Here is a 20,762-nt window from a genome sequence, read left to right as displayed (position 1 = left end):
ATTGGGCGAGCTAGAGTGCACTCTATGTCAAGTGGAGGGGTTGCGCTGTACCGACTGCCGGCGTGCCCCGCGCCCGCAGTCGGGGCCATGGGGGTGGTCCGCCGAGTCCGGCCGGCGCAGGCGGCACATGCGGGCCTGCAGCGCGGCGAAGTCCTCGCGCGGGCCCAGCGCGTGCTGCACGAAATGGGCGATGGCCTGCCCCTCACGTTGCGCCATGGCTTCGGCCGTCTCGCCGTTTTGCCCGTAGTTCCAGACGGTCCACAGGGCGCCCAGGTCACCATCGATGCTCACCACCGCATGGTGGGACTGGTCCTCGCGCCCGCCGTAAACCATGGCGTTGCACAGCAGCACGGCCTGACCGGGTTCGGTGGGCAGGGCCCGGGGCGGCGGCGTGCCGTTGCGGCACTCGGCCTGGCGGCCTGGACCCGTGGTGCGCAGGCGGCTGAGGTCCAGCAGGCGCAGGCGGTTGTAAGGCAAGGCCTGCCGCGTGGAGGCCCAGGGGTTGTCGCAGACGGCGCGCGCCCACTCGCGGGTCAGCAGCGCACACAGCGGCGGTTGGCCCAGCTCGGAATGGTTCCAGCCATAGGTGTCCACCACCACGGACAGGCTGTCCAGCGGCAGGGGCTGGCCGGGGTTGGCCGAATCGCGCAGGAACTGCTGGCGCGCATCGGCTGCGCGCTGGCGGTCGCCCTTGCGGTCGAGTGAGAAGGACATCCCCTGGCGGGCGTGCTCCTCCAGCGCCACGAAAGGCAGCACCAGGGGGCGCTGCGCGATGGAGACATGGATGTCGCTGGCCAGCAGGCCCACGTCGACCCGTGTGCGCGCCTTGCTCGTCAGGGCCTCGTCATCCACCTGCCCGCAGGCGGTGAGTGTGGACACCAGGATGCACAGCACCCCGGCCAGCGCGCAGCTTGCGGGGCGCCATGCGCGGGGGGGGGTGGCTGCGGGTGGCAGCACGGGAGGTTGCTAGGTTCAAGGGGTGTTGCTCTCATGCGGGGACAGGCCGTGCAGTGCCCGGCCTGTCGGTCCTGAAGAGGCCGCGGTGGGGCCTTGCATGGAGTGTTGCGGACCTGTGTGAGGTGAGGATGAAGTCCTCGGGCCGACGCGCATGTCCGTGCCGGCGGCTTGTCGGCGGCCGCGCCCGGAATGGGCAGCACTGCCCACCCCGCAGCCTGGCCTGCAGGCCGCCAGGGTGCTCGGCTACCATCGCTGGCAACGCACGATCCTGCTGCACTTTTCCTGGCCCACCAACCGACATGCTCGCCACCCTGTACTACGCGCTGATGCTCCTGCTCGGGTACGCCGCTTACCGCTACGGGCAGAAGCTGCTCGCCCAGGGCTTGCGTGACGAGAACGACGAGATCGCCAAGCCGCCCCTGGGGCCCGTAGGTTTTGTGGTGTGCGCGGCCATCACCTGCTTTCTGGGCTTTGGCCTGCTGCGTGCCTTGGTACAGGGGCAGATCGAGTGCGTCGGCAAGGGCTGCCGCGGGCAGGTCTATACCCTGGCAGAGCAGGCGGGCCAGTACTGGGGCAACGTGTTCTTTTTGGCGTGGATGGTGCTGTTCCTGGCGTACGCGCTGTACGTGTCGTTCAGGATCTGGTTTCGGGATTGAGGGCCGGCAGGCCTGCGCTCAGCGGGCAACCGCATGGCGCCGGGGGTGGACGAGGGCCGCGAACACGCCGTACTGCACGGCGCCCAGCGCCATCCACGTGCCCCAGCGTGGCGCCCCCATGCCCTGCAGCAGGTAAGCGGCGCACAGCCCGATCGCGCCGCTCTGGATCACGTAGGCCAGCAACTGGCCCAGGTCAGGGCCGTCCTTCTTGCGGCCCCAGAAGTAGGCAAAGATGAAGGGCAGGGGCACCAGGATCAGCACCGCCAGGCCGGCGCTCTGGCAATCCCCGCGGCACCGGTCGCGGGCATGGGCGGCGGACCCCAGGAGGTTCCAGAGGACAAAGGCAAGGGTCAGGGCGTGGCGGCGCACGGTGGTGTTTCCAGAAGTGGGCAAGGAGGCAGGGTTGTGTCGGGATTGGCTTGCGACCAACGCCATTGTGGGCCGGGCCAGCTTCCCGCATTGCCGGGTGAAACACCGAGGAAGCAGGCCTTCTTTGCGCGATGGGCGCGGAACTTTCCGGCGGCCTTCCCGGCACCAGCCGGTTGGCTGGTAAGGGGCGCCCTGGCTGTTACACCAGCCGAGTCATCGGCCGTTTGCGCCACACGGTGTAGAAGTAGGTCGCCTGCAGTACCAGTGCGCACAGGTAGGTCAGCGGGTAGCTGGCCCAGATACCCTGCAGACCCAGCCGCTGCTGCAGGGCATGGGCCAGCGGCACCAGCAAGAATGCCAGGCACGACAGCGAGATGGTGGTGGGCACCCGCACCGTGCCGGCCGAGCGCATGACGCCGGTGAACACGCTGGCCATGCCGAAGGCAAGGCTGCCCCACACCGTGATGCGCAGCACGCTGGCGGCCAGGCCCACCACGGCCGGGTCGCTGGTGAACAAGCGGGTGGCCAGCGGCGAGGCGATGGCCACGATGAGGGCCAGGCCGCCGGTCAGCGCGAGGTTCATGAACAGCCCCACGCGCGTCACGCGGCGCACCTCGTCGGGGTTGTTGGCGCCAATGGCCTGGGCCGCAAACACCGAGGCAGCGATGGCGATTGACATGGCCGGCAGCTGCACATAGGCCATCACCTGGTTCACCGTGCCCCAGGCCGCCGTGGCCTGCCAGCCGTAGCCGTTGACCAGGCGCAGCAGCATCACATCGGCCAGCGAGCTGGTGATGAAGAACAGGCCGGTGGGCACGCCCAGCCGCACCACGGTGCCGAGCAGGGGCGCATCCCAGCGCAGGTGCGGGAGCAGGTGCCTGAAGGCGAGCAGGTGGTCCTTGCGCTGCAGGTGCCATGCGAGCCAGGCCACGGCCACGCCATTGCCGATCAGGCTGGCCCAGCCCGCGCTGGCCGTGCCCAGCCGGGGCAGGCCCAGCCCGCCCAGGATGAAGGCCGGCGTGAGCAGCATCCACAGGCCCGAGGCCAGCACCAGCACACGCAGCGGCGTGGTCGTGTCACCCAGCCCGCGGAGCAAGGCCGCAGCCAGCTGGTGCACGAACAGCACCGGCATCGCAAGGAACAGCACGCGCGCATAGGAAACCGCCTCGGGCAGGACATCGTCTGCAGTGCCCAGCAGGCGCAGCAGCTCGCCAATGACCGTGGCGCCCAGCACCGCCACCCCGCAGCCCAAGGCCAGGCCGCCCACCAGCACGGCGCCTGCCACGCGGCGCACCTTGTCCGGGTCGCGCGCGCCCCAAGCCTGGCCGATCAGCACCGAGGACCCCGCGCCCAACCCGATCACGAAGGCGATGCAGCACATGAACAGCGGAAAGAAGCTGACCGCCGCCGCCAGGGCCCGCGCGCCCAGCAACTGCCCCAGGCAGATAGTGACCACCGTGCCGCCCAGGGCCTGGAGCAGGTTGGTGGCGACCAGCGGGGCGAGGAAGCGCAGGAAGCGGCGGGGCAGGGTGGAGGGCGTCGTCGGGGTGGCGCTGGTGTCTGCTGGCATGGGAGGGCCATGGTAGGCAGGGTGCTTGCGGATGGGCAAGCACTCTGCGGTTGGGAAAGCAACGATTGGGAGGCCGGCTAATGCATCTATTGGCCAATCAGTTTCTTGGCGTGGTCGTGCAGGTACTCACCATAGGTGCTGCCCTTCGGTGCCGGTGAGGCCGAGGTGTTTTCGGGGCCCTGTCCTTGTACTCGCCTCAGGGTGTACTCGCTCAGGCACTGCCAATCGGGCAACAGCTCCTCCGCCAAGTGAGCATCACGGGGGCCCAGAATCTTGCGCAGGACTTCCAAGGTCGGAATCGCTGGGTGGTTCCGGTTGCTCACGCGGGTGGTCTGCATGACCATGCCGCGCTCCACCCGGATGAAAATCGACTCCTCCAGAATGTAAAGACCGTCGGCAGGTCTGCACAGACCCTTGCCTTGCTGGGTTACCAGGTCGGCGGTGATCCACTCTGCAAAGATGGGTTCGCCAGTTCCGCCGTAAACGGTCTCCAGCTTGATGTCGCTACCGCACTTGAACAGGGCAACCAGCCAGAGGCGGCTGTCAGCAATTCTCCATTTCCCTTTTGGCGCGCCGATGGCGGAGCAGCGTTCCTGCCGTCGTATCTCCCGGGTTTTCTCGTTTTCCTGCAAGTCAAGCGACACTTGGTCTCTTGGCGTCACAACGTTCCACACGCCATCGTTGTCGATCTGGTCCCTCAGCGGTGTGGTCGCACAGCAAACGCTGGTGAAGAGAAGGGCTGCCACGCCAGCGATGGAATGAAATGGTCTCATGTCTGTTCTTTCTGCGATGCGTCCGGCGCGCGTTGCGAACGGGGAGGAAGCCACCGGGTGTGCTCGGGTCGGGACGGACTGAAAAATTCATTCTAGGGGAGGTGTTTTGAACAGGCCGATGACTTTTTGTACCGGACGTCCGGCTCGGGCATGATGATGGCCGCCCCTGCCTAAGATGCCCCACACCCTGGAGGAGACAGCCGCCATGCACCGATACCACCCCCGCGCGTTCGCTGCTGCCACAGCCAGGCCAATGCTGGCCCTGGCAGCCCTGTGGATGCTGTCCACGGGCTTCGCACCGGACGCGCAGGCCACCACGGTCAGTGCTGGCTACCAGACCGGGTGCTCCGTCTCCGACGTGGGGGGGCCAACATGCTGGGGCATGGTGCCGTTGCCTGCGTCGGCCAGGGCCCCTGCGGGCATAGTCGACATCAAGACCAGCAACGGATTCAGCTGCGCTTTGCAGGACGACGGGGCTGTGAGCTGCTGGGGCGCCCAGAACGAGTTCTACCAGCAGGGCTATGTGTCGCCCTGGCTCCAGTCGGGCGCTCCGGCGGTCCAGTACTGGGCGGGCCAGGACATCGGCCTGGTCCGGGCCACGCAGATCGCCCTGGGTGCCAGGCATGGCTGCGCGCTGGGGCGCGATGGCGCGGTCTATTGCTGGGGTGATGCGGGGCAGGGGCAGATGGGTGTGCCGGAGCGCGGGAGCACCATGGTCTCCTATGCCGTCAGGGTGCGAGGGCTCGTCGATGTGGTCCGCATCGCGGCGGGCAACGGCAGCACCTGTGCGGTGCACCGCTCGGGCACGGTGTCGTGCCTGGGCGCTGGCCGGCAGTTGGGCGGTGCTGGCGACGATCCGCGCACGCCGCTGCAGGTGCCGGGGATCAGCGATGCGGTGGATGTCTCCATCTTCGACGGCCATGCCTGTGTGCTGCGCGCGGGCGGGCAGGTCGCGTGCTGGGGTCGCAATACCTTTGGCGAATTGGGCGTGCCGGCCAGCGCAGGCGGCGTGAACACCCCGGTGGCCGTGCCGGACCTGGGCGGTGCGGCCAGGGCCGTCTCGGCGGGCTACGGCTTCACCTGCGCGCTGCTGGACAACGGCACGGTGCGCTGCTGGGGCGACAACACGCTGGCCCAGACAGGCACCGGCAGCAGAACCACCAACGGCACCAACACCCCCATCATGGTCCCCGCCTCGGGCCAGGTCATCGGCATCACGAATGCCATTGCCATCAGCGCCGGGGCGACCCATGCCTGCGCCGTGCTGGACGGCGGCTACGTGAACTGCTGGGGCGCCGGCGCTGGGGTGCACCATGGGCTTTGCCGTGGCGGCGAGGCGTTCTACCCCGGCATAGGCGTGCTGCCCCATCCCCAGTTCAACTCGGGCGCGTGCTTCAGCGGCACGGGGTCCATCAGCCCGTATGCCATGCCCGGCCTGGGCCCCGCCAAGGACGCGGGCGTCGTCATGGAGTGGGCGGAAAAGGCCATGCCGCAAATCTTTGTGCGCCCCGGCCCCGGCAGCTGGTACGTGCCCGATTGGATCAACAGCCACTACGAGCGCATCTACCCCGGCGGGCACCAGATTGCCGTCAACGGCCACGGCACGCCCCACCTGATGTACCTGGGGCCCGAGAGCGGCGGGCGCTTGCTGGACCTGGGGCCGCTTGCGCAGTGGGTACGGTTGGCCAGGCAGTGAGCGCAGAAGCACCGTGAAACCAGCGTACGCGCGCCCGGGGTATCGTCAAGCAGCGGCGCTGCAATACAAAGCAACCGGGGGGGACTTGTTCGGTGCGGTGAATGGAGGGGTCAGGACGCGAGCCCGGTTGAATCGGCGGGGGCCTGCGCCGCCCGTTGCAGGCGCCGCAAAAACACCTGCATTTCCTTGTACGCCTGGTGGTCCCCATTGCGCTGGGCCACTTCCATGCCCTGGGTCCATGCCTGCTGCGCGGCATCGGGCTGGTCGTGCAGGGCGTGGGCTTTGCCCAGCAGCTTCCACGCGGCGGAGTAGTCGGGGGACTGTTCAACGCACCGCTGCAGGTGTTCGGCCGCGGTGCCAGGCTCGTTCATCTTCAGGTAGTGGGACCCCAGCGCGAAGCGGAGCAAGGCGTTGTCGACCCCGCGTTGGAGCAGGGCTTCGAGGGGTTGTATGTCCATGGTGCAGGGGCCGGGGAGAGTTGCGTTGGCCCCGTTTTTAAAACATCAACTGCACTTGAGGTCAAGCGCTTGTCAGACTTCGGACCGGTCCAGGAGTACGAGTCGGGACTCTCTACCAACATGAATTGCCATGCCTCCTGCATGCGAGTTTTGAGGGCCTGTGTGGGCTGAGAATGAAGTCTGTGAGGGTCATGTGATCTGCCGGCGCAATGCAGCCATGCATGCTCCCATCGCAAAGTAAAAAAGAGGCGCAGACACCCGTCCACGCCCCTTCTCTTTTGCGTCACCGGGCTGCCATCCAGCCCGGCACGTTCAGCTCAGCCCACCAGCTCCGCAGCCTGGGCCGCAGGCACCACCCCATAGTGGTCCAGCTGCATCGAGTACTGCGCGCGGCCTGAAGACAGCGCACGCAAACTACCGATGTAGCCGAACATCTCTTTCAGCGGTACCTCGGCCTCGACCGTGGCGGCGTTGCCGCGTTGGCCTTGGCCGCGCACCAGCCCACGGCGGCGGTTCAAATCGCCGATGGCGTCGCCCAGGTAGTCGGCCGGGGTGATGACCTCTACGGCCATCACGGGCTCCAGCACCTGGGGCGCTGCCTTCGCAAAGCCTTCGCGGAAGGCGGCCATGGCCGCCAGCTCGAAGGCCAGCGTGGACGAGTCGCGCTCGTGGAAGCTGCCGTCCACCAGCGTGGCGGCAAAGTCCACGGCGGGGAAGCCGGCGACCACGCCTGCCAGGGCGGCGCGGCGGATGCCAGCCTCCACCGCGGGGATGAACTCGCGCGGCACGGCGCCGCCGACGATGCGGTTGTCAAAGCGGATGCCTTCACCCCTGGGCAGGGGCTCGAGCAGCAGCCTTACCTCGGCGAACTGGCCGGGGCCGCCCGATTGCTTCTTGTGCACATGGTGTACCTCCACACTTCGCGAAATGGTTTCGCGGTAGGCCACCTGGGGGCGGCCGACCGACACGTTGATGCCGTGGCGTGCGCGCAGCTTCTCGATCGATACCTCCAGCTGCAGCTCGCCCATGCCGGACAGAATGGTCTGGCCGGATTCGGCGTCGTGCTGCAGCCTGAGGCTCGGGTCCTCGCGCAGCAGGGACTGCAGGGCCTTGGACAGGCCTTGCTGGTCCGCGCTAGCCTTGGGCTCGATGGCCACGTGAATCACCGGCTCGGGCACGCTGATCTGCTCCAGCACCACGGGGTGGGCCGGGTCGCTCAGGGTGTGCCCCGTCAGCGTGTCCTTGAGGCCCACGACAGCGGCGATGTCGCCCGCCACCAGCTCGTCGCGCTCGATGTGCTTGTCCGCATGCACTTCGTACAGGCGCGACACGCGCTCGGTCTTGCCCGTGCTGGTGTTGAGCACCACGTCGCCCCGGCCCAGACGGCCGCTGTAGACGCGCACGAACACCTTGGCACCATGGTCGTCGGTGACGACCTTGAACGCCAGGGCCGCGAACGGGTCGGCGGCCGAAGCGGGTTGTCCCTCGCTGCCTTCGCGCACGATGTCGTCCGGCGAGGGCAGGTAGTCCACCACAGCGTCGAGCAAGGGCTCCACACCGCGGTTCTTGAAGGCCGAGCCGGCCAGCGCGGGCACGAAGGCGCCTGCCAGCACGCCCTTGCGGAGGGCGGCACGCAGCACGTCCACAGCGATCTCTTCGCCGTTCACGTAGGCCTGCAGCGCGGCTTCGTCCTGCTCCACGGCGGCCTCGACCAGGCGGGCGCGGCTACGCAACGCTTGCTCACGCAGCTCGGCGGGCACGTCGGCTTCGCGGTAGGGCGCACTCGCATCGTCCTTGTCCCAGATGCGGGCGCGCAGGCTCAGCAAGTCCACCACGCCGCGGAAGTCGCCTTCCGCACCGATGGGGACCTGCAGCGGCACCACGCGCACGCCCAGGCGTTCTTCCATCATGGCCACCACGCGGTGGAAGTCGGCTCCCACGCGGTCGAGCTTGTTGATGAAGGCGATGCGCGGCACGTGGTACTTGTCGGCCAGGCGCCAGTTGGTCTCGGTCTGTGGCTCCACGCCGGCTACGCCGTCGAACACGACGACCGCACCATCGAGCACGCGCAGCGAGCGGTTCACCTCGATGTTGAAGTCGATGTGGCCGGGCGTGTCGATCAGGTTGAGCTGCGTGCCCTTCCAGTGCACGGTGACGGCCGCACTGTTGATGGTGATGCCGCGCTTTTGCTCCTGCGGGTCGAAGTCCATGTGCGCCGTGCCGTCGTGCACTTCGCCAATGCGGTGGCTTTCACCCGTGTAGAACAGGATGCGTTCGGTGGTCGTGGTCTTGCCCGCGTCGACGTGGGCGATGACGCCGAGGTTGCGCAGATGGGCGTTGCTGGTATGGCGTGAATTCTTGGTCATGGCGAATCTTTCAATCATCTTTCTTGCGGCTGCACTCGGCTCTGCGAGCAGCTGCCGCCTGGTTGTTGGCTTTGCGCCAGCCCAGGCGAAATGAAGGATTCGCCTGGTCGCTAGCGTCTGGGATGTGTGCTGTCGCCGGAGCCCGGGCGCACGGGGCTCATGCTCCGGCGGTCGGGAATCGTGGCGATCAACTTGTCGTAGGTACGCATGGGTTGAGAAGTGAGTGGTCTGAAAGCAAAAAACCCCGGAGGAGGAGCCTGCCGGGGTTTGGAGGTCCGGAAGGCGCACGGCCCTCCGACACGCGATCGAGGGGTGCAACTAGGTGGCGAACGATGCCTTGATCACGTTGGTGAGGATTTTCATAATGGTGTGGATTATCCGCGCGGCGCAGAACGCTGGCAAGCGGGCCTTGCTATCGCTGCGATAGCCAAATGCCTGATGCTTGAATTGGCAGATGGTGCCGTTCTACCCTGCCACACGGGCCCAGCGCTCATGGTCGCGCCAGCGGCCGCCGGTCTTGAGGTACTTCGCCGAGTACCCCTCTTGCGTGAACCCGCAGGATCGCACCAGCGCCAGCGAGGCCGCATTGCCGGGCTGGATGTTGGCCTCCAGCCGGTGCAGCTTGAGTGTGCGAAAGGCATGGCGCACGGCCTGTGTAAGGCCTTCGTGCATCAGTCCCTGGCGCTCGAAGCCTGCAAAGGCGTAGTAGCCGAGGTAGGCGCTGCAGAACGGCCCCATGACCATGTTGGTGATGTTGACCACGCCCGCCAGCTCCAGCGAATCGGCTTCGCCTTGCCGCACGACGAGCAGGCCGCAATGGCCGGGCGCCTGCATGCGTTCCACGTAGGCCGTGAACTGCTCGGGCGTGGCCGGTGGTGACACCCATGGCCGGTGCAGCGCCCGGCTGGTGCGCACGGCGGCGAGGAAGGGCTGCTGGTGTCCGGCATGCAGGGGCAGAAGCTGAACGCGGGTGGCGGTGGTCGGTTGGCGGCGTGTGGTCACGGGCGCAATTCTGGCGCATGGGCACAAAGCGTGCGGCAGGCAGGATGCGTTTTGGTCCGCATTTACTTAAGATGCCTGGCCAGTCAGTCGATCAACCCCGCCAACCCGGTGCTCGCCATGAACTACCTGCAAACCCTCGTTTCGGACCCTGCCGCCTGGGTGGCCTTGCTCACCTTGATTGCCATGGAGGTGGTGCTGGGTATCGACAACCTGATCTTCATCTCCATCCTCACCAACAAGCTGCCCGAGAAGGACCGCGCCCGGGCGCGCAGCATCGGCATCGGTGCGGCGCTGGTGATGCGGCTGGCCTTGCTGGGCACGATCGCCTTCATCGTCGGGCTGACGGCCACGGTGTTCACGGTGTTCGGCAAGGGCTTTTCGTGGCGCGACATCATCCTCATCGCGGGCGGGCTTTTTCTGGTGTGGAAGGCGACCAAGGAGATCCACCACAGCGTGGACCCGGATCCGGGGCCGGATGTCTTCACCCCGCAGGGGGCCGGGCTGAGCGTTGGCGCCGCCATCGGGCAGATCCTGTTGCTGGACCTGGTGTTCTCCATCGACAGCATCATCACGGCGGTGGGCATGACGGAGCACATTCCCATCATGGTGGTGGCGGTGCTCGTCACCGTGGGCGTGATGCTGTTCGCGGCCACGCCGCTGGCCAACTTCATCCAGGCCAACCCGACCATCGTGATGCTGGCGCTGGGCTTTCTGCTGCTGATCGGCACCACGCTGATCGCCGAGGGCTTTGGCGCTGCCATCCCCAAGGGGTATATCTACGCGGCGATGGCGTTCTCGGCGCTGGTGGAGCTGCTCAACATGTTCTCGCGCCGGGCCCGGCAGCGCAAGGCGTCGCAGCGGTGATGGGAAAGGGCTTCCTTCGGGTGGCGCGGTTGCGGGGTCAAGTGCCCTCGATGACTTCCTTGACGCGCCGGGCGAGCGCATCCATCTCGAAGGGCTTGGTCATGACGTGCATGCCGGCCTCCAGGCGCCCCTCGTCGAAGGCGGTCTGCGCGTAGCCGGTGACGAACAGCACCTTGAGGGCCGGGCGCTCGCCGCGTGCGGCATCGGCCACCTGGCGGCCGTTCATGCCGCCGGGCAGGCCCACGTCGGTGATGAGCAGGTCGATGGCGCGGTCCGAGCGCAGCCAGCGCATGGCCTCGGCGCCGTTGCCGGCCTCCAGGGTGGCGTAGCCCAGGTCCTGCATCACTTCCACCATCAGCATGCGCAGCGATGCCTCGTCGTCCACGACCAGCACGGTCTCGCCCTGGTCAGCGCGCGGCGCGGCGGCAGGGCCAGGCTCGGCCAGGCTCTGCTCGGGTGTGCGCTCGCTGCGCGGCAGCTCGATGCACACCGAGGTGCCCGCGCCGACCCTGGACTCGATGCGGACCCGGCCGCCCGACTGCTTGGCAAAGCCATACACCATGGACAGCCCCAGCCCCGTGCCCATGCCCAGGGGCTTGGTGGTGAAGAAGGGATCGAAGGCCATGGCCGCGACCTCGGGCGGCATGCCCACGCCGTTGTCGCGCACGCACATGCAGACATAGGCACCGGGTTGGAGGTCGGCGGCCTGGGCCGCGCGTGCGTCGAGGGTGCGGTTGGAGGTCTCGATGGCGATGCGCCCGCCCCGGGGCAGGGCGTCGCGGGCGTTGATGCACAGGTTGAGCAGGGCGCTTTCGATCTGGCTGGCGTCCACGTGCACGTTCCACAGGCCGGGCGCAGCGATGATCTCGATGGCGATCTCAGGGCCCACGGTGCGGCGCAGCAGCTCTTCCATGCCGTGCACGAGTTCGTTGAGCGCCAGGGTCTTGGGCTCCAGCGTCTGCCGGCGCGAGAAGGCCAGCAGCCGGTGGGTGAGCGCGGCGGCACGCTTGGCCGCGCCCTGGGCCACGCCGATGTAGCGCTCCATGTCCGTCGTGATGTGGGCGCCGCCGCGGCGGCGCAGCAGTTCGAGCGAGCCGGTGATCGACGCCAGCAGGTTGTTGAAGTCGTGCGCCAGGCCGCCCGTGAGCTGGCCCACGGCTTCGAGCTTCTGGCTCTGGCGCAACTGCTCCTTGGCGGCCTCGAGCTCGGCCGCGCGTTCCTCGACCTGCCGCTCGAGCGACGCGGCAAGGGCCTGCAATGCCTGCTGGGCCTCCCGGCGGCCCAGGATGGAGCGCAGGCGGTCGCCGACGTCGCGCACGAAGTCCACCTCGTCCGCGGTCCAGGCGCGGGGCTGGCTGTGGTTGAGGTACAGCAGGCCGACGAAGTTGCCCTGCTCGCTCAGCGGCATGTTGAGCACGGCGCGGGCCGATATGGCCTCCAGCGCATGCGCCGTGGCCTGGGTGCGCGGGTCTTCGCGGGCATCGGCAAAGGCCACGGTGATGCCGCGCGACAGGTCGTCGATGTAGGAGCCGTAGTCGCGAAACTGCAGCACGCCTGCCAGGCTCTGCACGCCGGGGGCGTTCCAGTCGCGCTCGATGGTGATGGTCTCGGCGGCCTTGTCGACCACGCCGTAGCCCGCGCGGTCGACGTTGAACTGGCTGGCCAGGGTTTCTGCCGCGGTGTAGCTGATCTCGACCACGTCGTCCATGTCGCGGATGCGGTCCGAGAGCTCCACCAGCGCCAGCCGGCGGGCCTGCGCCTGCACGATGGCCGCGTCGGCCTGGCGCAGGCGGTGCTCGGCCGCGCCCAGGGTGCGGCGGCTGGCGGCTTCGGACAGGGCGCGGTCCAGCACCACGGGCAGGCGGGCGAGCCGGTTCTTGCTGACGTAGTCGGTCGCGCCGCGCTTGAGCAGCTCGACGGCGTTGTCCTCGCCGATGACGCCGGAGACGAAAATGAAGGGCACTTCGGGCGCGTGCTTGCGCGCCGTTTCCAGCGCCGCGCCGCCGGAAAACGCCGGCAGCTCGAAGTCGGACAGGATCACGTCGAAGCGCTGCTCCGTGAGCGCCTTCAGGTAGCTGGGCTCGTCGCGCACGAGGGTGGTGTGGGCGCCTGGGCGCGCGTCCTGCAGTGCCTCGACCAGCAGCTCGGCGTCGAAGCGCGAGTCTTCGAGTATCAGCACCCGCAGCGGCACGGGTGCCGGTGCCGCTGCCGTGGGGGCCATTGCCAGTGCGTGCTCAAGGTTGCTCGTCATGGCGGTGGGCCTTGTAGGAGCCTGGTGGCGGCTCGTTGAGCACGGCCCAGAACACGCCCAGGTCGCCGATGGCGGACACGAAGCGGTCGAAGGCGACCGGCTTGACGACATAGGCGTTCACGCCCAGTTCGTAGCTCTTGACCACGTCGTTCTCTTCCTGGGAAGAGGTGAGCATCACCACGGGCAGGCTGCGCAGCAGCGGGTCGGCGCGCACGGCCTGCAGCACCTCCAGGCCGTTGACCTTGGGCAGCTTGAGGTCCAGCAGGATCACGGCCGGGTTGCCTGCATCCCGGCCCGCAAACTCCCCGTCGCGCCGCAGGTAGTCGAGCGCCTGTGCGCCGTCGCGCACCACCACGACCTCGTTGGCCAGTTGGCTGCGCTCCAGCGCGATCAGGGTCAGTTCCAGGTCGCGCTTGTCGTCTTCGACGAGCAAAATCGGCTTGAGCATCAGGGGCTCCGGGGAGGGGTGGTTGCAGGGAGGGGGTCCGCGGTGGCGCTGGGCTCTACGCGCGGCAGGGTGAAGCCGAAGCGCGCACCCTGGTCCGGCGTGCCTGACGCCCAGACGCTGCCGCCATGGCGCTCGACGATGCGCTTGACGATGGCCAGGCCGATGCCCGTGCCCTCGAAATCTTCGGCCTGGTGCAGGCGCTGGAACACGCCGAACAGCTTGCCCACGTATTCCATCTTGAAGCCCACGCCGTTGTCCTCGACTTCGATGCCGTCGCCTTCGGGCCGGCGGATGGCGCGCACGGCGATGCGGGTGGGGTCGCGGCCGCGCGCGTACTTGAGGGCGTTGGTCAGGAAGTTGCGCGTGGCCACCTGCAGCAGCAGGGGGTCGGCAAAGACCTCGGGGTAGCTGTCGTCCAGCGCCCATTCCACGCGCCGCTGGGGCTCCTGGCGCGAGAGCTCGCGCACGAGGTCTTGCACCAGCACCCGCATGTCGACCGGGCGCCGCTTGAGGGCCGCCCGGCCCATGCGCGAGAAGTCGAGCAGCGCATCGACCAACTGGCCGGCGTAGGCGGCGGCATCCTTCACGTTGCCCAGGTAGCGCAGGGCGCGCTCGGACAGCGCCTTCTTTTCGAGGTCGACCACCAGGTCCACATAGCCGGCGATGTGGCGCATGGGGGCGCGCAGGTCGTGCGAGACGGTGTACGAGAACGCTTCGAGCTCCTTGTTCACGCGCGCGAGTTCGTGGGCCACTTCGGCAAACTCTTCTGCGCGGCGCAGCACGATGCCGGTGAGGGCCTGGCGCAGCTCGCCGGCCACGGCGATCTCGGCCGGTGACCAGGCCAGCGAGGTGCCACGGATGCGCTCCTGCCAGCTCTCGAAGCTCAGGCGCGGATGGATGCGGCCATCGGCGGCCAGCAGGTTCTTGCGTGGGTTGCCGGCCCAGGTCACGGTCTTCACGATCTCGGGCCGGAACCAGAGGATGAGGTGGCGGTGCACCTGCGAGATCGACACGGCCAGCAAGCCGGCCGCCGTGCCCTGCAAGCCCTGCGCCAGCGCGCAGTGCGCGGCCAGCTGGTGGGTGTGGAACACCTCGACCCCCTGGCCGGCCACCCAGGCGGCCAGTGCCTGGATATCGGGCACGGGCGGGACCTCGCCCACGCTCCAGACCTCGTCATCGCGCACCACGGCCGCGCCGCTGGCACGGGCAAAGCGCAGCAAGCCGGGCGCCTTGGCCAGCAGCGAGAGGGTTTCGTCGCTGTCGGCCAGGTGTGCCACCATGTCGAGCGTGAGCTGGCGCAGCGCGAGCCGGTCGGCGACCTGGCTGTTGGCCTCCTTGGACTGGATCTGCAGCGCGAGCAGCTGGCCCAGGTGCTCGCAGGCCAGCCGGGTTGCCACGCCGATGAAGCGTGGCGCGTGGTTGTGGCAGGAGACCAGGCCCCACAGCTTGCCCTCGATGACGATGGACACCGACATGGACGCCAGCGTGCCCATGTTGCGCATGTACTCCAGGTGCACCGGCGAGACGCTGCGCAGCTGGGCCTGCGACAGGTCGATGCCCGTGGGCGCCAGCGCACGGTCTTCGCTGCGCAGCGGCACCGGGGTGTAGTGGGCGTCGGCGATCAGGCGAAAGTGGTTGAGCAGGTACAGCGCGCGCGCTTGCTGCGGAATGTCGTCCGCCGGGAAGTGGTGGCCGGCGTAGCTGTCGTAGCCCGGGTCCAGGTCTTCCGCCAGCACCTGCCCGTGGCCGGCTTCGTCGAAGCGGTAGACCAGGCAGCGGCCAAAGCCCGACAGGCGCTTCATCTCGGTGGCGGCCAGTTGGGCCAGCTGTTCGATCGCGCTGGCGTCCTGCAGGCGCGGCAGGAAGATGCGGGTCAGGGAGTAGATCGGCGCCTCGTTGCCATCGGCGGGCGAGGCGGGCTCGAACTCGACCAGCAGGTGCTGGTCGGTACGGTGGGCCGATACGTCCCAGGGCTCGCCGCCGAGATCCCATGCGCCCAGCGATGCCGGGGCTGCGCAGGGCGCCAGCGTGGCCAGCGTACCTGTTTTCAGCCGGCTGAGCGCTGCCTGGAGCTTTGTGGGTTGCCAGTTGTCGCTGTAGGCGCGCAACTGCAGGTCCGACGGATCGAGCACCAGCAGGCGCCCATGCGGCTGGATGGCCCCGGGTACGCGGATGGGCTCCGCGTGGCAGGACGACAGGTCAGGATCAAGGGCTTGGGACAAGCCGGGGATGGATGTCATGAACGAAGATGGAGCGACCCCCCGACCGACCGGAGTATCAAAAGGCCATCATGCCTTCAAACCGGCGCGGTTTGTGTCGGAGCGTTCCTACGCAGCCTGCAGGCGCGCAGGCTAGGAGACGGGCAGGGGCTGGAACGCAGCGGTATGCGGTCGGGCCCGCACGCGCTCAGAAGAACTCTTTTTCTGCCAGCCGCAGCGCGGGCAATTTGCCCTGCGGCTCCTTGTACAGCGCCACCGTGAGGGGGGGCGCCTCGCCGGTGGCGGCGGGCTGAGGCGCCTGGCCGCCATCGGGCAGGGCCTGCGGTGCCGCGGCGGCGGTCACGGTCACGGGGGGGGTGCGGGCCAGGGCGCCGCTGGCCAGGTTGCGGTAGCGCAGGTCGTACCGGCCCGGGGCCAGGCGGTCCACCGTGAAGCGCTGGTAGGCGGGCACGTAGATGTGGCGCACCACCTGGGGCTGGCCGTCGCCTTGCGATACCAGCTTGACGAAGGCGTCCGAGTCGTTGCTTCCGTTGTCCACGGTGAGGCTGCCATCGCCCTCGCTGTTGAGCAGCGGGTAGCCGTCCACATAGCCGGCGCTGGCCGGCCAGGGCTGGCCATTGGGTGCGGTGGCGGGGCGGGTGTAGCGGGGCGGGGCAAAGAACACGGGCACGGAAAAGCCGCGCAGCGGGCCGGAAGATGCCGCCGCGCTGCCCGCATCATCGTCCATGAAGGGTTTGGACGATGCGGTGACCAGGGCCAGGCAGGCTACCACGGCACCCAGGGCGTACAGGCTCCAGTTGCGCTGCAGGTGCGAACTGGCGGGGGCTGCGGGGTGTACCGGCGGCAGGATGGAGCGGCGATGGCGCCGCACCGCGCGCTCTGGCGCATGCGGCAAGGGCAGCGGCCGTGATTGGTGGTAGTGCTGCGGTGCCTCGCTGTGCATCCACAGCGGGGGGATGGTCGATGGCGGGGGGCGGCGCAGCGCTGCCGCCGTGTCCTCGTCATCGTTCTGGGCCACCCACAGGTCGTGCAGCGCGCGTTGGTGCGGGTTGGACAGCACGGCGTACGAGGTGTCGACGATGGCCATCTTGCGCGCCGCCTGGGGATCGCCCGGGTGCTTGTCCGGGCCGAACCTGCGCACCATGGCCTGGTAGGCAGCGTCGATCGCTGCCGGCGACGCATCGCGCGCCACCTTCAGGTTGTCGTAATGGGTGTGCAGCGTAGTCACGCGGGTGGCCATGGGGTGAAGAGTTCGCCGACCGTACCGGGGTGGTGATATGAAACCACATGTTACATCGTCTGCTGGCTGTAATTTGTAGGACAGGCCTTACAAATGCGGGTGGTGGTGATTTGCATCACGCGCAAGCACCGGGTGGCGTATGCGCGTGCGTGCATAGGTGCGGGGCCGCTTTGCCACAGGGACTGTGAGCCGCCGCCGCGGTGGATCAGAGCGCCTCGAGCTTTTCCTTGCCGACCAGGACCAGCAGCCGCACCAGGTACCAACGGCCACCCTGCGCCTTTTCGAAGTGGTATTCGTACTGGCTGGAGATGTCCACCCCCGACGAGAACTGGGCCAGGCGGGTGCGCACCACGCTGCTGCGGCCCTTGGTGTCCACACCCAGGATCTTCTCGTCGGCGGTGCGGTGCATGGCCTCGCTGCCGAAGGAGATGCCCTGGTGCCGGTAGCCCGGAGGGCAGTATTTGCCGATGAGCTGGGCGTAGGCCCGCTCGGCTGCTTCCATGGCGTCCTGCGCGGCCTTGGACCGCAGGGGGGCTTTGTCGGACTGGCGCTGTGCCGTGTCGTTCCAGGCTTCGTAGTCGGCAATGAAGCTGTGCACGAGGGCGCGAAGGGCGTCTTCGTCGGGCGCAGCGGCCACGGCACGGCCCAGGCCCAGGGAGGCCAGAAGAATCAGCAAGGGTCGGCGCATGGGGGGAGGGTTCGGTGGATGGAGGGGAGGCAGGATGCAAGGCCTACGGTGCATCCTCATCGAAGATGCGGGTGTAGTTCGCAAACTTCTTGCTGCCCGCCAGGTCGTCGGCGATCACCTTGCGGGCAGTTTCGAAATCGACCACGAAGCAGCATACCTCCATGGTGCCGCTGCCGATGCTGCCGCCATCGCAATGGCCCAATCCCGTCCATCCCAAAGTCTCGTTCAGGCGGTCTTCGAGGTCGTGGCGCTTCTTGATGTCGGCCTTGGTGCCCATGCCCTCGATGGCGTACTCGACCAGCAGCGTCACATGGTCGTCCAGGTCGATCTCGGCAAAGCCCTGGTCTTGCATGGCCTGGGCCTCGGCCTCGATAACATCCTTGGCCTTGTCGGTGCCCTTGGTCTTGACGGTCTTGAACTCGCCGCGCGTACCCAGCTCGCCCCAGTGAACGAGGTGCTCGCCCTTGCCTTCCTTCCAGGTTTCCCAGTATTCCTTTCGGGCATCGGAGAAGCGGTAGAGCTTGAGCATGGGACGGGGTCCTGGGCGGTTGCGATGGGGCCGTATTGTGGCGCCGTCCGGGTGGCCTGGGCTTGCAGGATTGACAGTTGCGCAAGCGGCTCCTGCGTGCATGCACGCGGAGCAGGTGCTCAGGCCTACGGCCTCGGATTGCGGTGCGCCAGGGCCAGGACCACCGGCACCACCAGCTCGGGCACCAGGTAGCCGATCCAGGTCATGGCCGGCTCGGGCAGGCCCACCTGGCTCATCGAGACCAGGCGGCCCACGGCGGCCATGGCCACGCCCAGCGCGATCAGGTAGACCAGCGTGCCCTGCTGGCGCACGGTGACGGCGGCCCAGGCCGCGATGAAGCCCATCGACAGGTACACGCCCGCCATGAAGCGGTGCACGTTGTCCAGCCGCGGGGTGGTGTCCGGCTGGCCCAGGAACATCTGCAGGCTGCCGCCAAAGACGGCGATGGCAGCGACCAGGAAGAGGCAGACCTGCACTGCGCGCTGGCGCACGGTGATCGGTGGCTGTGGGTTGGACGGCATGGTGGCTCCCCTGCGGTTGGGTGCAGGCCGCCATGGGCCTGGGCGCTGCATGCTAACGCCGGGGATGCGTCTGTGGCAACGGTTGTTTGGCGCAGCACGGCAGGGCGTGGGGCGCCTGGCCCGGCGCGCATTCAGCGTTTGCAAGCTATTTTCAAAATTGTATAAGTACAATTTGATTGAGAATGTACAATTTCAATCCAGGCGCCGATCCGCGGCGCAGGAGGTTCCGTCTTGGAGGCAATGACGACAGGCGCTGGCTGGCAGGTGCGTGCCCTTGAGGGGTTCATTGCCCATGCCGGGCCGCTGTGGGCGCGGCGCGAAGGGGAGGGCTGGGCCTATGGCTTCGCCATCGGGCCGCAGCACCTGAACCCGGCGGGCGTGGTGCATGGCGGTGCCCTGCTCACGCTGGTGGACCACGCGATGAGCACGGTGGCCTGGGAGGCCGCCGGCCGGGTGCCCTGCGTGACCTTGCAGCTCGATTCGCATTTCGCGGCACCGGTGGGGGCGGGGCAGTTCGTGGAGGCCCGGGCCCAGGTGGTGCGGCGCACGGGCTCGCTGGTGTTCATGCGTGGCGAGCTGCAGGTGGGCGGCAGCCTGGTGCTGGCTGCCCAGGCCCTGATGAAGCCCTTGGCGAAGCCCTGATGGATGGACAGACGAGGAGACGCCCGTGGACAGAAGCAGCAACCACCTTATCCCCGCCCAGCACGGCCTGATGGCCTTGTATGGCATGGCGGGGCAGGCGCCGCCCGAAGTGGCCGGCGCAAATGGAGTTACCCTTGCCGGGTTGCAGCAGCCCCCGCAGAAAAAGCGCTACTCCCGCATGGCCACCCGATCCAAGCCCGCCCCCACCAGCACCACCATGCCCGCAGCGGCCAAGCCCGCGCGCGGCGTGCGCGTGCGCCCCGTTCCGGCGGTGACGCGCTCCATCGCGATCCTGCGGCTGCTGGGCGAGCAAAAGCAGCCGCTGACCCTGAAGAGCGTGGCCCAGGCGCTGGACCTGGTGCCCAGCACCTGCCTGCACATCCTGCGCGTGCTGGTCTCGGAGGACCTGGTCACGGTGGATCCCGATACCAAGCGCTATGCGCTGGGCACGGGCATGATCAGCCTGGCGCGCAGCGTGCTGGAGGGCGGCGGCTTCACGCAGCTGGTGCAGCCCGTGCTGGACCGCATGGCCGCGCAGTTCGGCGTGACCGCCATGGGGGTGGAGATCACCACCCGGCAGACGGTGCTGGTGCTGGCCATCTCGCAGTCGAACCAGCCGTTTCGGGTGCATACCGACGTGGGCAGCCAGTTCGACACGCTGGTCAGCGCCACCGGGCGGCTGATCGCGGCCTACGGCGGCGAGGGCTGGCCGGTACTCAAGGAGAAGTTCGCCCAGGTGGTGTGGGACAAGGCGCCCAGCTACACCGCCTGGAAAAAGGAGGTGGAGCTGACCCGCGCGCGCGGCTGGGCGCTGGACCGGGACCACTTCATGGCAGGCATCACCGTGGTGGCCGTGCCGGTGTTCTCCTCGGGCGGCCGGCTGGTCAACACGCTGGTGGCCGTGGGGCTCACGAGCCAGCTGGGCGCACCGCTGGTGCAGCAGATGGCGCAGGGCATGCAGCGCGAGGCGGCCGAGCTGTCCGCGCTGCTGGGCTAGGTGCAACAGGGAGATGGCCATGTTGGATGATGCAGGCTGGCATACGCTGCTCAAGACCATGACCATGCCCGCAGACATCGATGCCAGCGGCCAGGTGCCCACGGGCTGGCTGCTGGCGAAGATGGACCTGGCGGGTGCCGTGCTGCCGGGGCGGCACTTCGGTGGCCCGGTGCAGCTGGCGGGGTTGTCGGACGTGGTGGTGAGCGGGCGGCCCCGGTTGGGGCAGTGCATCACCTTGCGCGGGCGGTGGGTTGCGGGGGATGCGGAGCGGGTGCTGCTGGACGTCGAGGCGTTCAGTGAGGAGCGGGGGCTGGCCGGGGAGGCGAAGCTGCTCAGCGCGCAGTTGCGCTATGTGCGGGCTGTGGTGGAGGTGCCGGTGAATATTTTTCCGGGTAGCTTCTGAGTCGTTTGTCTCGTTGTGGCTTCTGTTTTTTGTTGAAGGGCGGAGGCCGGGATGTGCGCCCGGCGGCGCAGTAACTTTCTCTTGCGTCGCCAAGAGAAAGTCACCAAAGAGAA

20 protein-coding genes are annotated in these 20,762 nt (G+C 68.0%); 6 read left to right on the top strand and 14 right to left on the bottom strand.

Annotated elements, in window-relative coordinates; all coding sequences use genetic code 11:
* Positions 1-27: 27 nt before the first annotated feature.
* Positions 28-957 (bottom strand): hypothetical protein, encoded by a 930-nt coding sequence (locus AC07PF_RS32695; RefSeq protein ID WP_494614693.1) that lies wholly within the window; start codon positions 955-957, stop codon positions 28-30.
* A 299-nt stretch (positions 958-1,256) separates the two neighbouring features.
* Here AC07PF_RS32695 and AC07PF_RS32690 point away from each other — a divergent pair, with 299 nt between their 5' ends.
* Positions 1,257-1,613: a hypothetical protein gene (locus AC07PF_RS32690; protein WP_494614692.1), complete on the top strand. Its 357-nt coding sequence runs from the start codon at positions 1,257-1,259 to the stop codon at positions 1,611-1,613.
* Between the two features lie 18 nt (positions 1,614-1,631).
* Here the strand turns inward: AC07PF_RS32690 and AC07PF_RS32685 are convergent, their stop codons facing one another.
* The 3 genes from AC07PF_RS32685 to AC07PF_RS32675 form a co-directional block, all read right to left on the bottom strand.
* Positions 1,632-1,982, bottom strand: coding sequence for a hypothetical protein (locus AC07PF_RS32685; protein WP_007859264.1), 351 nt, complete (start codon positions 1,980-1,982; stop codon positions 1,632-1,634).
* 199 nt (positions 1,983-2,181) lie between these two features.
* Entirely contained in the window at positions 2,182-3,552 is a 1,371-nt protein-coding gene (locus AC07PF_RS32680; protein WP_494614691.1) for an MATE family efflux transporter, read from the bottom strand.
* An 86-nt stretch (positions 3,553-3,638) separates the two neighbouring features.
* Positions 3,639-4,325: a hypothetical protein gene (locus AC07PF_RS32675; protein ID WP_494614690.1), complete on the bottom strand. Its 687-nt coding sequence runs from the start codon at positions 4,323-4,325 to the stop codon at positions 3,639-3,641.
* 205 nt (positions 4,326-4,530) lie between these two features.
* On the opposite strand from AC07PF_RS32675, the gene AC07PF_RS32670 reads away from it, so the two are divergent.
* Positions 4,531-6,021, top strand: coding sequence for an RCC1 domain-containing protein (locus AC07PF_RS32670; protein ID WP_494614689.1), 1,491 nt, complete (start codon positions 4,531-4,533; stop codon positions 6,019-6,021).
* A gap of 110 nt (positions 6,022-6,131) precedes the next feature.
* On the opposite strand, the gene AC07PF_RS32665 is transcribed toward AC07PF_RS32670, so the two are convergent.
* The 3 genes from AC07PF_RS32665 to AC07PF_RS32655 form a co-directional block, all read right to left on the bottom strand.
* Positions 6,132-6,479, bottom strand: a complete 348-nt coding sequence (locus AC07PF_RS32665) for a tetratricopeptide repeat protein (RefSeq protein WP_494614688.1) — start codon at positions 6,477-6,479, stop codon at positions 6,132-6,134.
* Positions 6,480-6,796: 317 nt separating this feature from the next.
* Positions 6,797-8,845: an elongation factor G gene (fusA, locus tag AC07PF_RS32660; protein ID WP_494614687.1), complete on the bottom strand. Its 2,049-nt coding sequence runs from the start codon at positions 8,843-8,845 to the stop codon at positions 6,797-6,799.
* Between the two features lie 465 nt (positions 8,846-9,310).
* Complete coding sequence (locus AC07PF_RS32655; RefSeq protein ID WP_494614686.1) at positions 9,311-9,847, bottom strand: GNAT family N-acetyltransferase; 537 nt, start codon at positions 9,845-9,847, stop codon at positions 9,311-9,313.
* Positions 9,848-9,964: 117 nt separating this feature from the next.
* Here AC07PF_RS32655 and AC07PF_RS32650 point away from each other — a divergent pair, with 117 nt between their 5' ends.
* Positions 9,965-10,711: a TerC family protein gene (locus tag AC07PF_RS32650; protein WP_494614685.1), complete on the top strand. Its 747-nt coding sequence runs from the start codon at positions 9,965-9,967 to the stop codon at positions 10,709-10,711.
* A gap of 37 nt (positions 10,712-10,748) precedes the next feature.
* On the opposite strand, the gene AC07PF_RS32645 is transcribed toward AC07PF_RS32650, so the two are convergent.
* The 7 genes from AC07PF_RS32645 to AC07PF_RS32615 all read right to left on the bottom strand — a co-directional run bounded on the left by AC07PF_RS32645 (position 10,749) and on the right by AC07PF_RS32615 (position 18,607).
* On the bottom strand, positions 10,749-12,962 hold the full coding sequence (locus tag AC07PF_RS32645) for a response regulator (protein ID WP_494614684.1): 2,214 nt from the start codon (positions 12,960-12,962) through the stop codon (positions 10,749-10,751).
* On the bottom strand, positions 12,946-13,410 hold the full coding sequence (locus tag AC07PF_RS32640) for a response regulator (RefSeq protein ID WP_007859250.1): 465 nt from the start codon (positions 13,408-13,410) through the stop codon (positions 12,946-12,948). The genes AC07PF_RS32645 and AC07PF_RS32640 overlap by 17 nt, the downstream gene beginning before the upstream one ends.
* The gene (locus AC07PF_RS32635; RefSeq protein WP_494614683.1) at positions 13,410-15,632 is read right to left on the bottom strand and encodes an ATP-binding protein; all 2,223 of its coding nucleotides are present in this window, start codon (positions 15,630-15,632) and stop codon (positions 13,410-13,412) included. Before AC07PF_RS32635 ends, AC07PF_RS32640 begins: the two co-directional genes overlap by 1 nt.
* 184 nt (positions 15,633-15,816) lie before the next feature.
* Positions 15,817-16,869, bottom strand: a complete 1,053-nt coding sequence (locus AC07PF_RS32630; protein WP_494614682.1) for a J domain-containing protein — start codon at positions 16,867-16,869, stop codon at positions 15,817-15,819.
* Positions 16,870-17,074: 205 nt separating this feature from the next.
* Complete coding sequence (locus tag AC07PF_RS32625; protein WP_494614681.1) at positions 17,075-17,557, bottom strand: hypothetical protein; 483 nt, start codon at positions 17,555-17,557, stop codon at positions 17,075-17,077.
* A 43-nt stretch (positions 17,558-17,600) separates the two neighbouring features.
* Entirely contained in the window at positions 17,601-18,086 is a 486-nt protein-coding gene (locus AC07PF_RS32620; protein WP_494614680.1) for a hypothetical protein, read from the bottom strand.
* A 125-nt stretch (positions 18,087-18,211) separates the two neighbouring features.
* On the bottom strand, positions 18,212-18,607 hold the full coding sequence (locus AC07PF_RS32615; protein ID WP_007859237.1) for a DUF4345 domain-containing protein: 396 nt from the start codon (positions 18,605-18,607) through the stop codon (positions 18,212-18,214).
* 240 nt (positions 18,608-18,847) lie between these two features.
* On the opposite strand from AC07PF_RS32615, the gene AC07PF_RS32610 reads away from it, so the two are divergent.
* From AC07PF_RS32610 to AC07PF_RS32600, 3 genes are read left to right on the top strand one after another with little or no spacing between them, the layout of a single operon-like run.
* On the top strand, positions 18,848-19,249 hold the full coding sequence (locus AC07PF_RS32610; protein ID WP_494614679.1) for a PaaI family thioesterase: 402 nt from the start codon (positions 18,848-18,850) through the stop codon (positions 19,247-19,249).
* A 25-nt stretch (positions 19,250-19,274) separates the two neighbouring features.
* The gene (locus AC07PF_RS32605) at positions 19,275-20,246 is read left to right on the top strand and encodes an IclR family transcriptional regulator (protein ID WP_494614678.1); all 972 of its coding nucleotides are present in this window, start codon (positions 19,275-19,277) and stop codon (positions 20,244-20,246) included.
* Between the two features lie 19 nt (positions 20,247-20,265).
* Positions 20,266-20,649: a hypothetical protein gene (locus tag AC07PF_RS32600; RefSeq protein WP_494614677.1), complete on the top strand. Its 384-nt coding sequence runs from the start codon at positions 20,266-20,268 to the stop codon at positions 20,647-20,649.
* Positions 20,650-20,762: the final 113 nt, after the last annotated feature.

The sequence above is a fragment of the Acidovorax sp. GW821-FHT10A04 genome, from assembly GCF_059415825.1.
Note: the sequence above shows the minus strand (reverse complement) of the source record. Positions and strands in the feature narration are given on the sequence as shown.

Bases quoted from the DNA above. Each gene is read 5' to 3' on its own strand.
- AC07PF_RS32625 (WP_494614681.1), bottom strand. From the start codon at position 17,557: ATGCGCCGACCCTTGCTGATTCTTCTGGCCTCCCTGGGCCTGGGCCGT.
- AC07PF_RS32650 (WP_494614685.1), top strand. From the start codon at position 9,965: ATGAACTACCTGCAAACCCTCGTTTCGGACCCTGCCGCCTGGGTGGCC.
- AC07PF_RS32600 (WP_494614677.1), top strand. From the start codon at position 20,266: ATGTTGGATGATGCAGGCTGGCATACGCTGCTCAAGACCATGACCATG.
- AC07PF_RS32610 (WP_494614679.1), top strand. From the start codon at position 18,848: ATGACGACAGGCGCTGGCTGGCAGGTGCGTGCCCTTGAGGGGTTCATT.
- AC07PF_RS32670 (WP_494614689.1), top strand. From the start codon at position 4,531: ATGCACCGATACCACCCCCGCGCGTTCGCTGCTGCCACAGCCAGGCCA.
- AC07PF_RS32690 (WP_494614692.1), top strand. From the start codon at position 1,257: ATGCTCGCCACCCTGTACTACGCGCTGATGCTCCTGCTCGGGTACGCC.
- AC07PF_RS32645 (WP_494614684.1), bottom strand. From the start codon at position 12,962: ATGACGAGCAACCTTGAGCACGCACTGGCAATGGCCCCCACGGCAGCG.
- fusA (WP_494614687.1), bottom strand. From the start codon at position 8,845: ATGACCAAGAATTCACGCCATACCAGCAACGCCCATCTGCGCAACCTC.
- AC07PF_RS32630 (WP_494614682.1), bottom strand. From the start codon at position 16,869: ATGGCCACCCGCGTGACTACGCTGCACACCCATTACGACAACCTGAAG.
- AC07PF_RS32615 (WP_007859237.1), bottom strand. From the start codon at position 18,607: ATGCCGTCCAACCCACAGCCACCGATCACCGTGCGCCAGCGCGCAGTG.
- AC07PF_RS32640 (WP_007859250.1), bottom strand. From the start codon at position 13,410: ATGCTCAAGCCGATTTTGCTCGTCGAAGACGACAAGCGCGACCTGGAA.
- AC07PF_RS32675 (WP_494614690.1), bottom strand. From the start codon at position 4,325: ATGAGACCATTTCATTCCATCGCTGGCGTGGCAGCCCTTCTCTTCACC.
- AC07PF_RS32665 (WP_494614688.1), bottom strand. From the start codon at position 6,479: ATGGACATACAACCCCTCGAAGCCCTGCTCCAACGCGGGGTCGACAAC.
- AC07PF_RS32680 (WP_494614691.1), bottom strand. From the start codon at position 3,552: ATGCCAGCAGACACCAGCGCCACCCCGACGACGCCCTCCACCCTGCCC.
- AC07PF_RS32620 (WP_494614680.1), bottom strand. From the start codon at position 18,086: ATGCTCAAGCTCTACCGCTTCTCCGATGCCCGAAAGGAATACTGGGAA.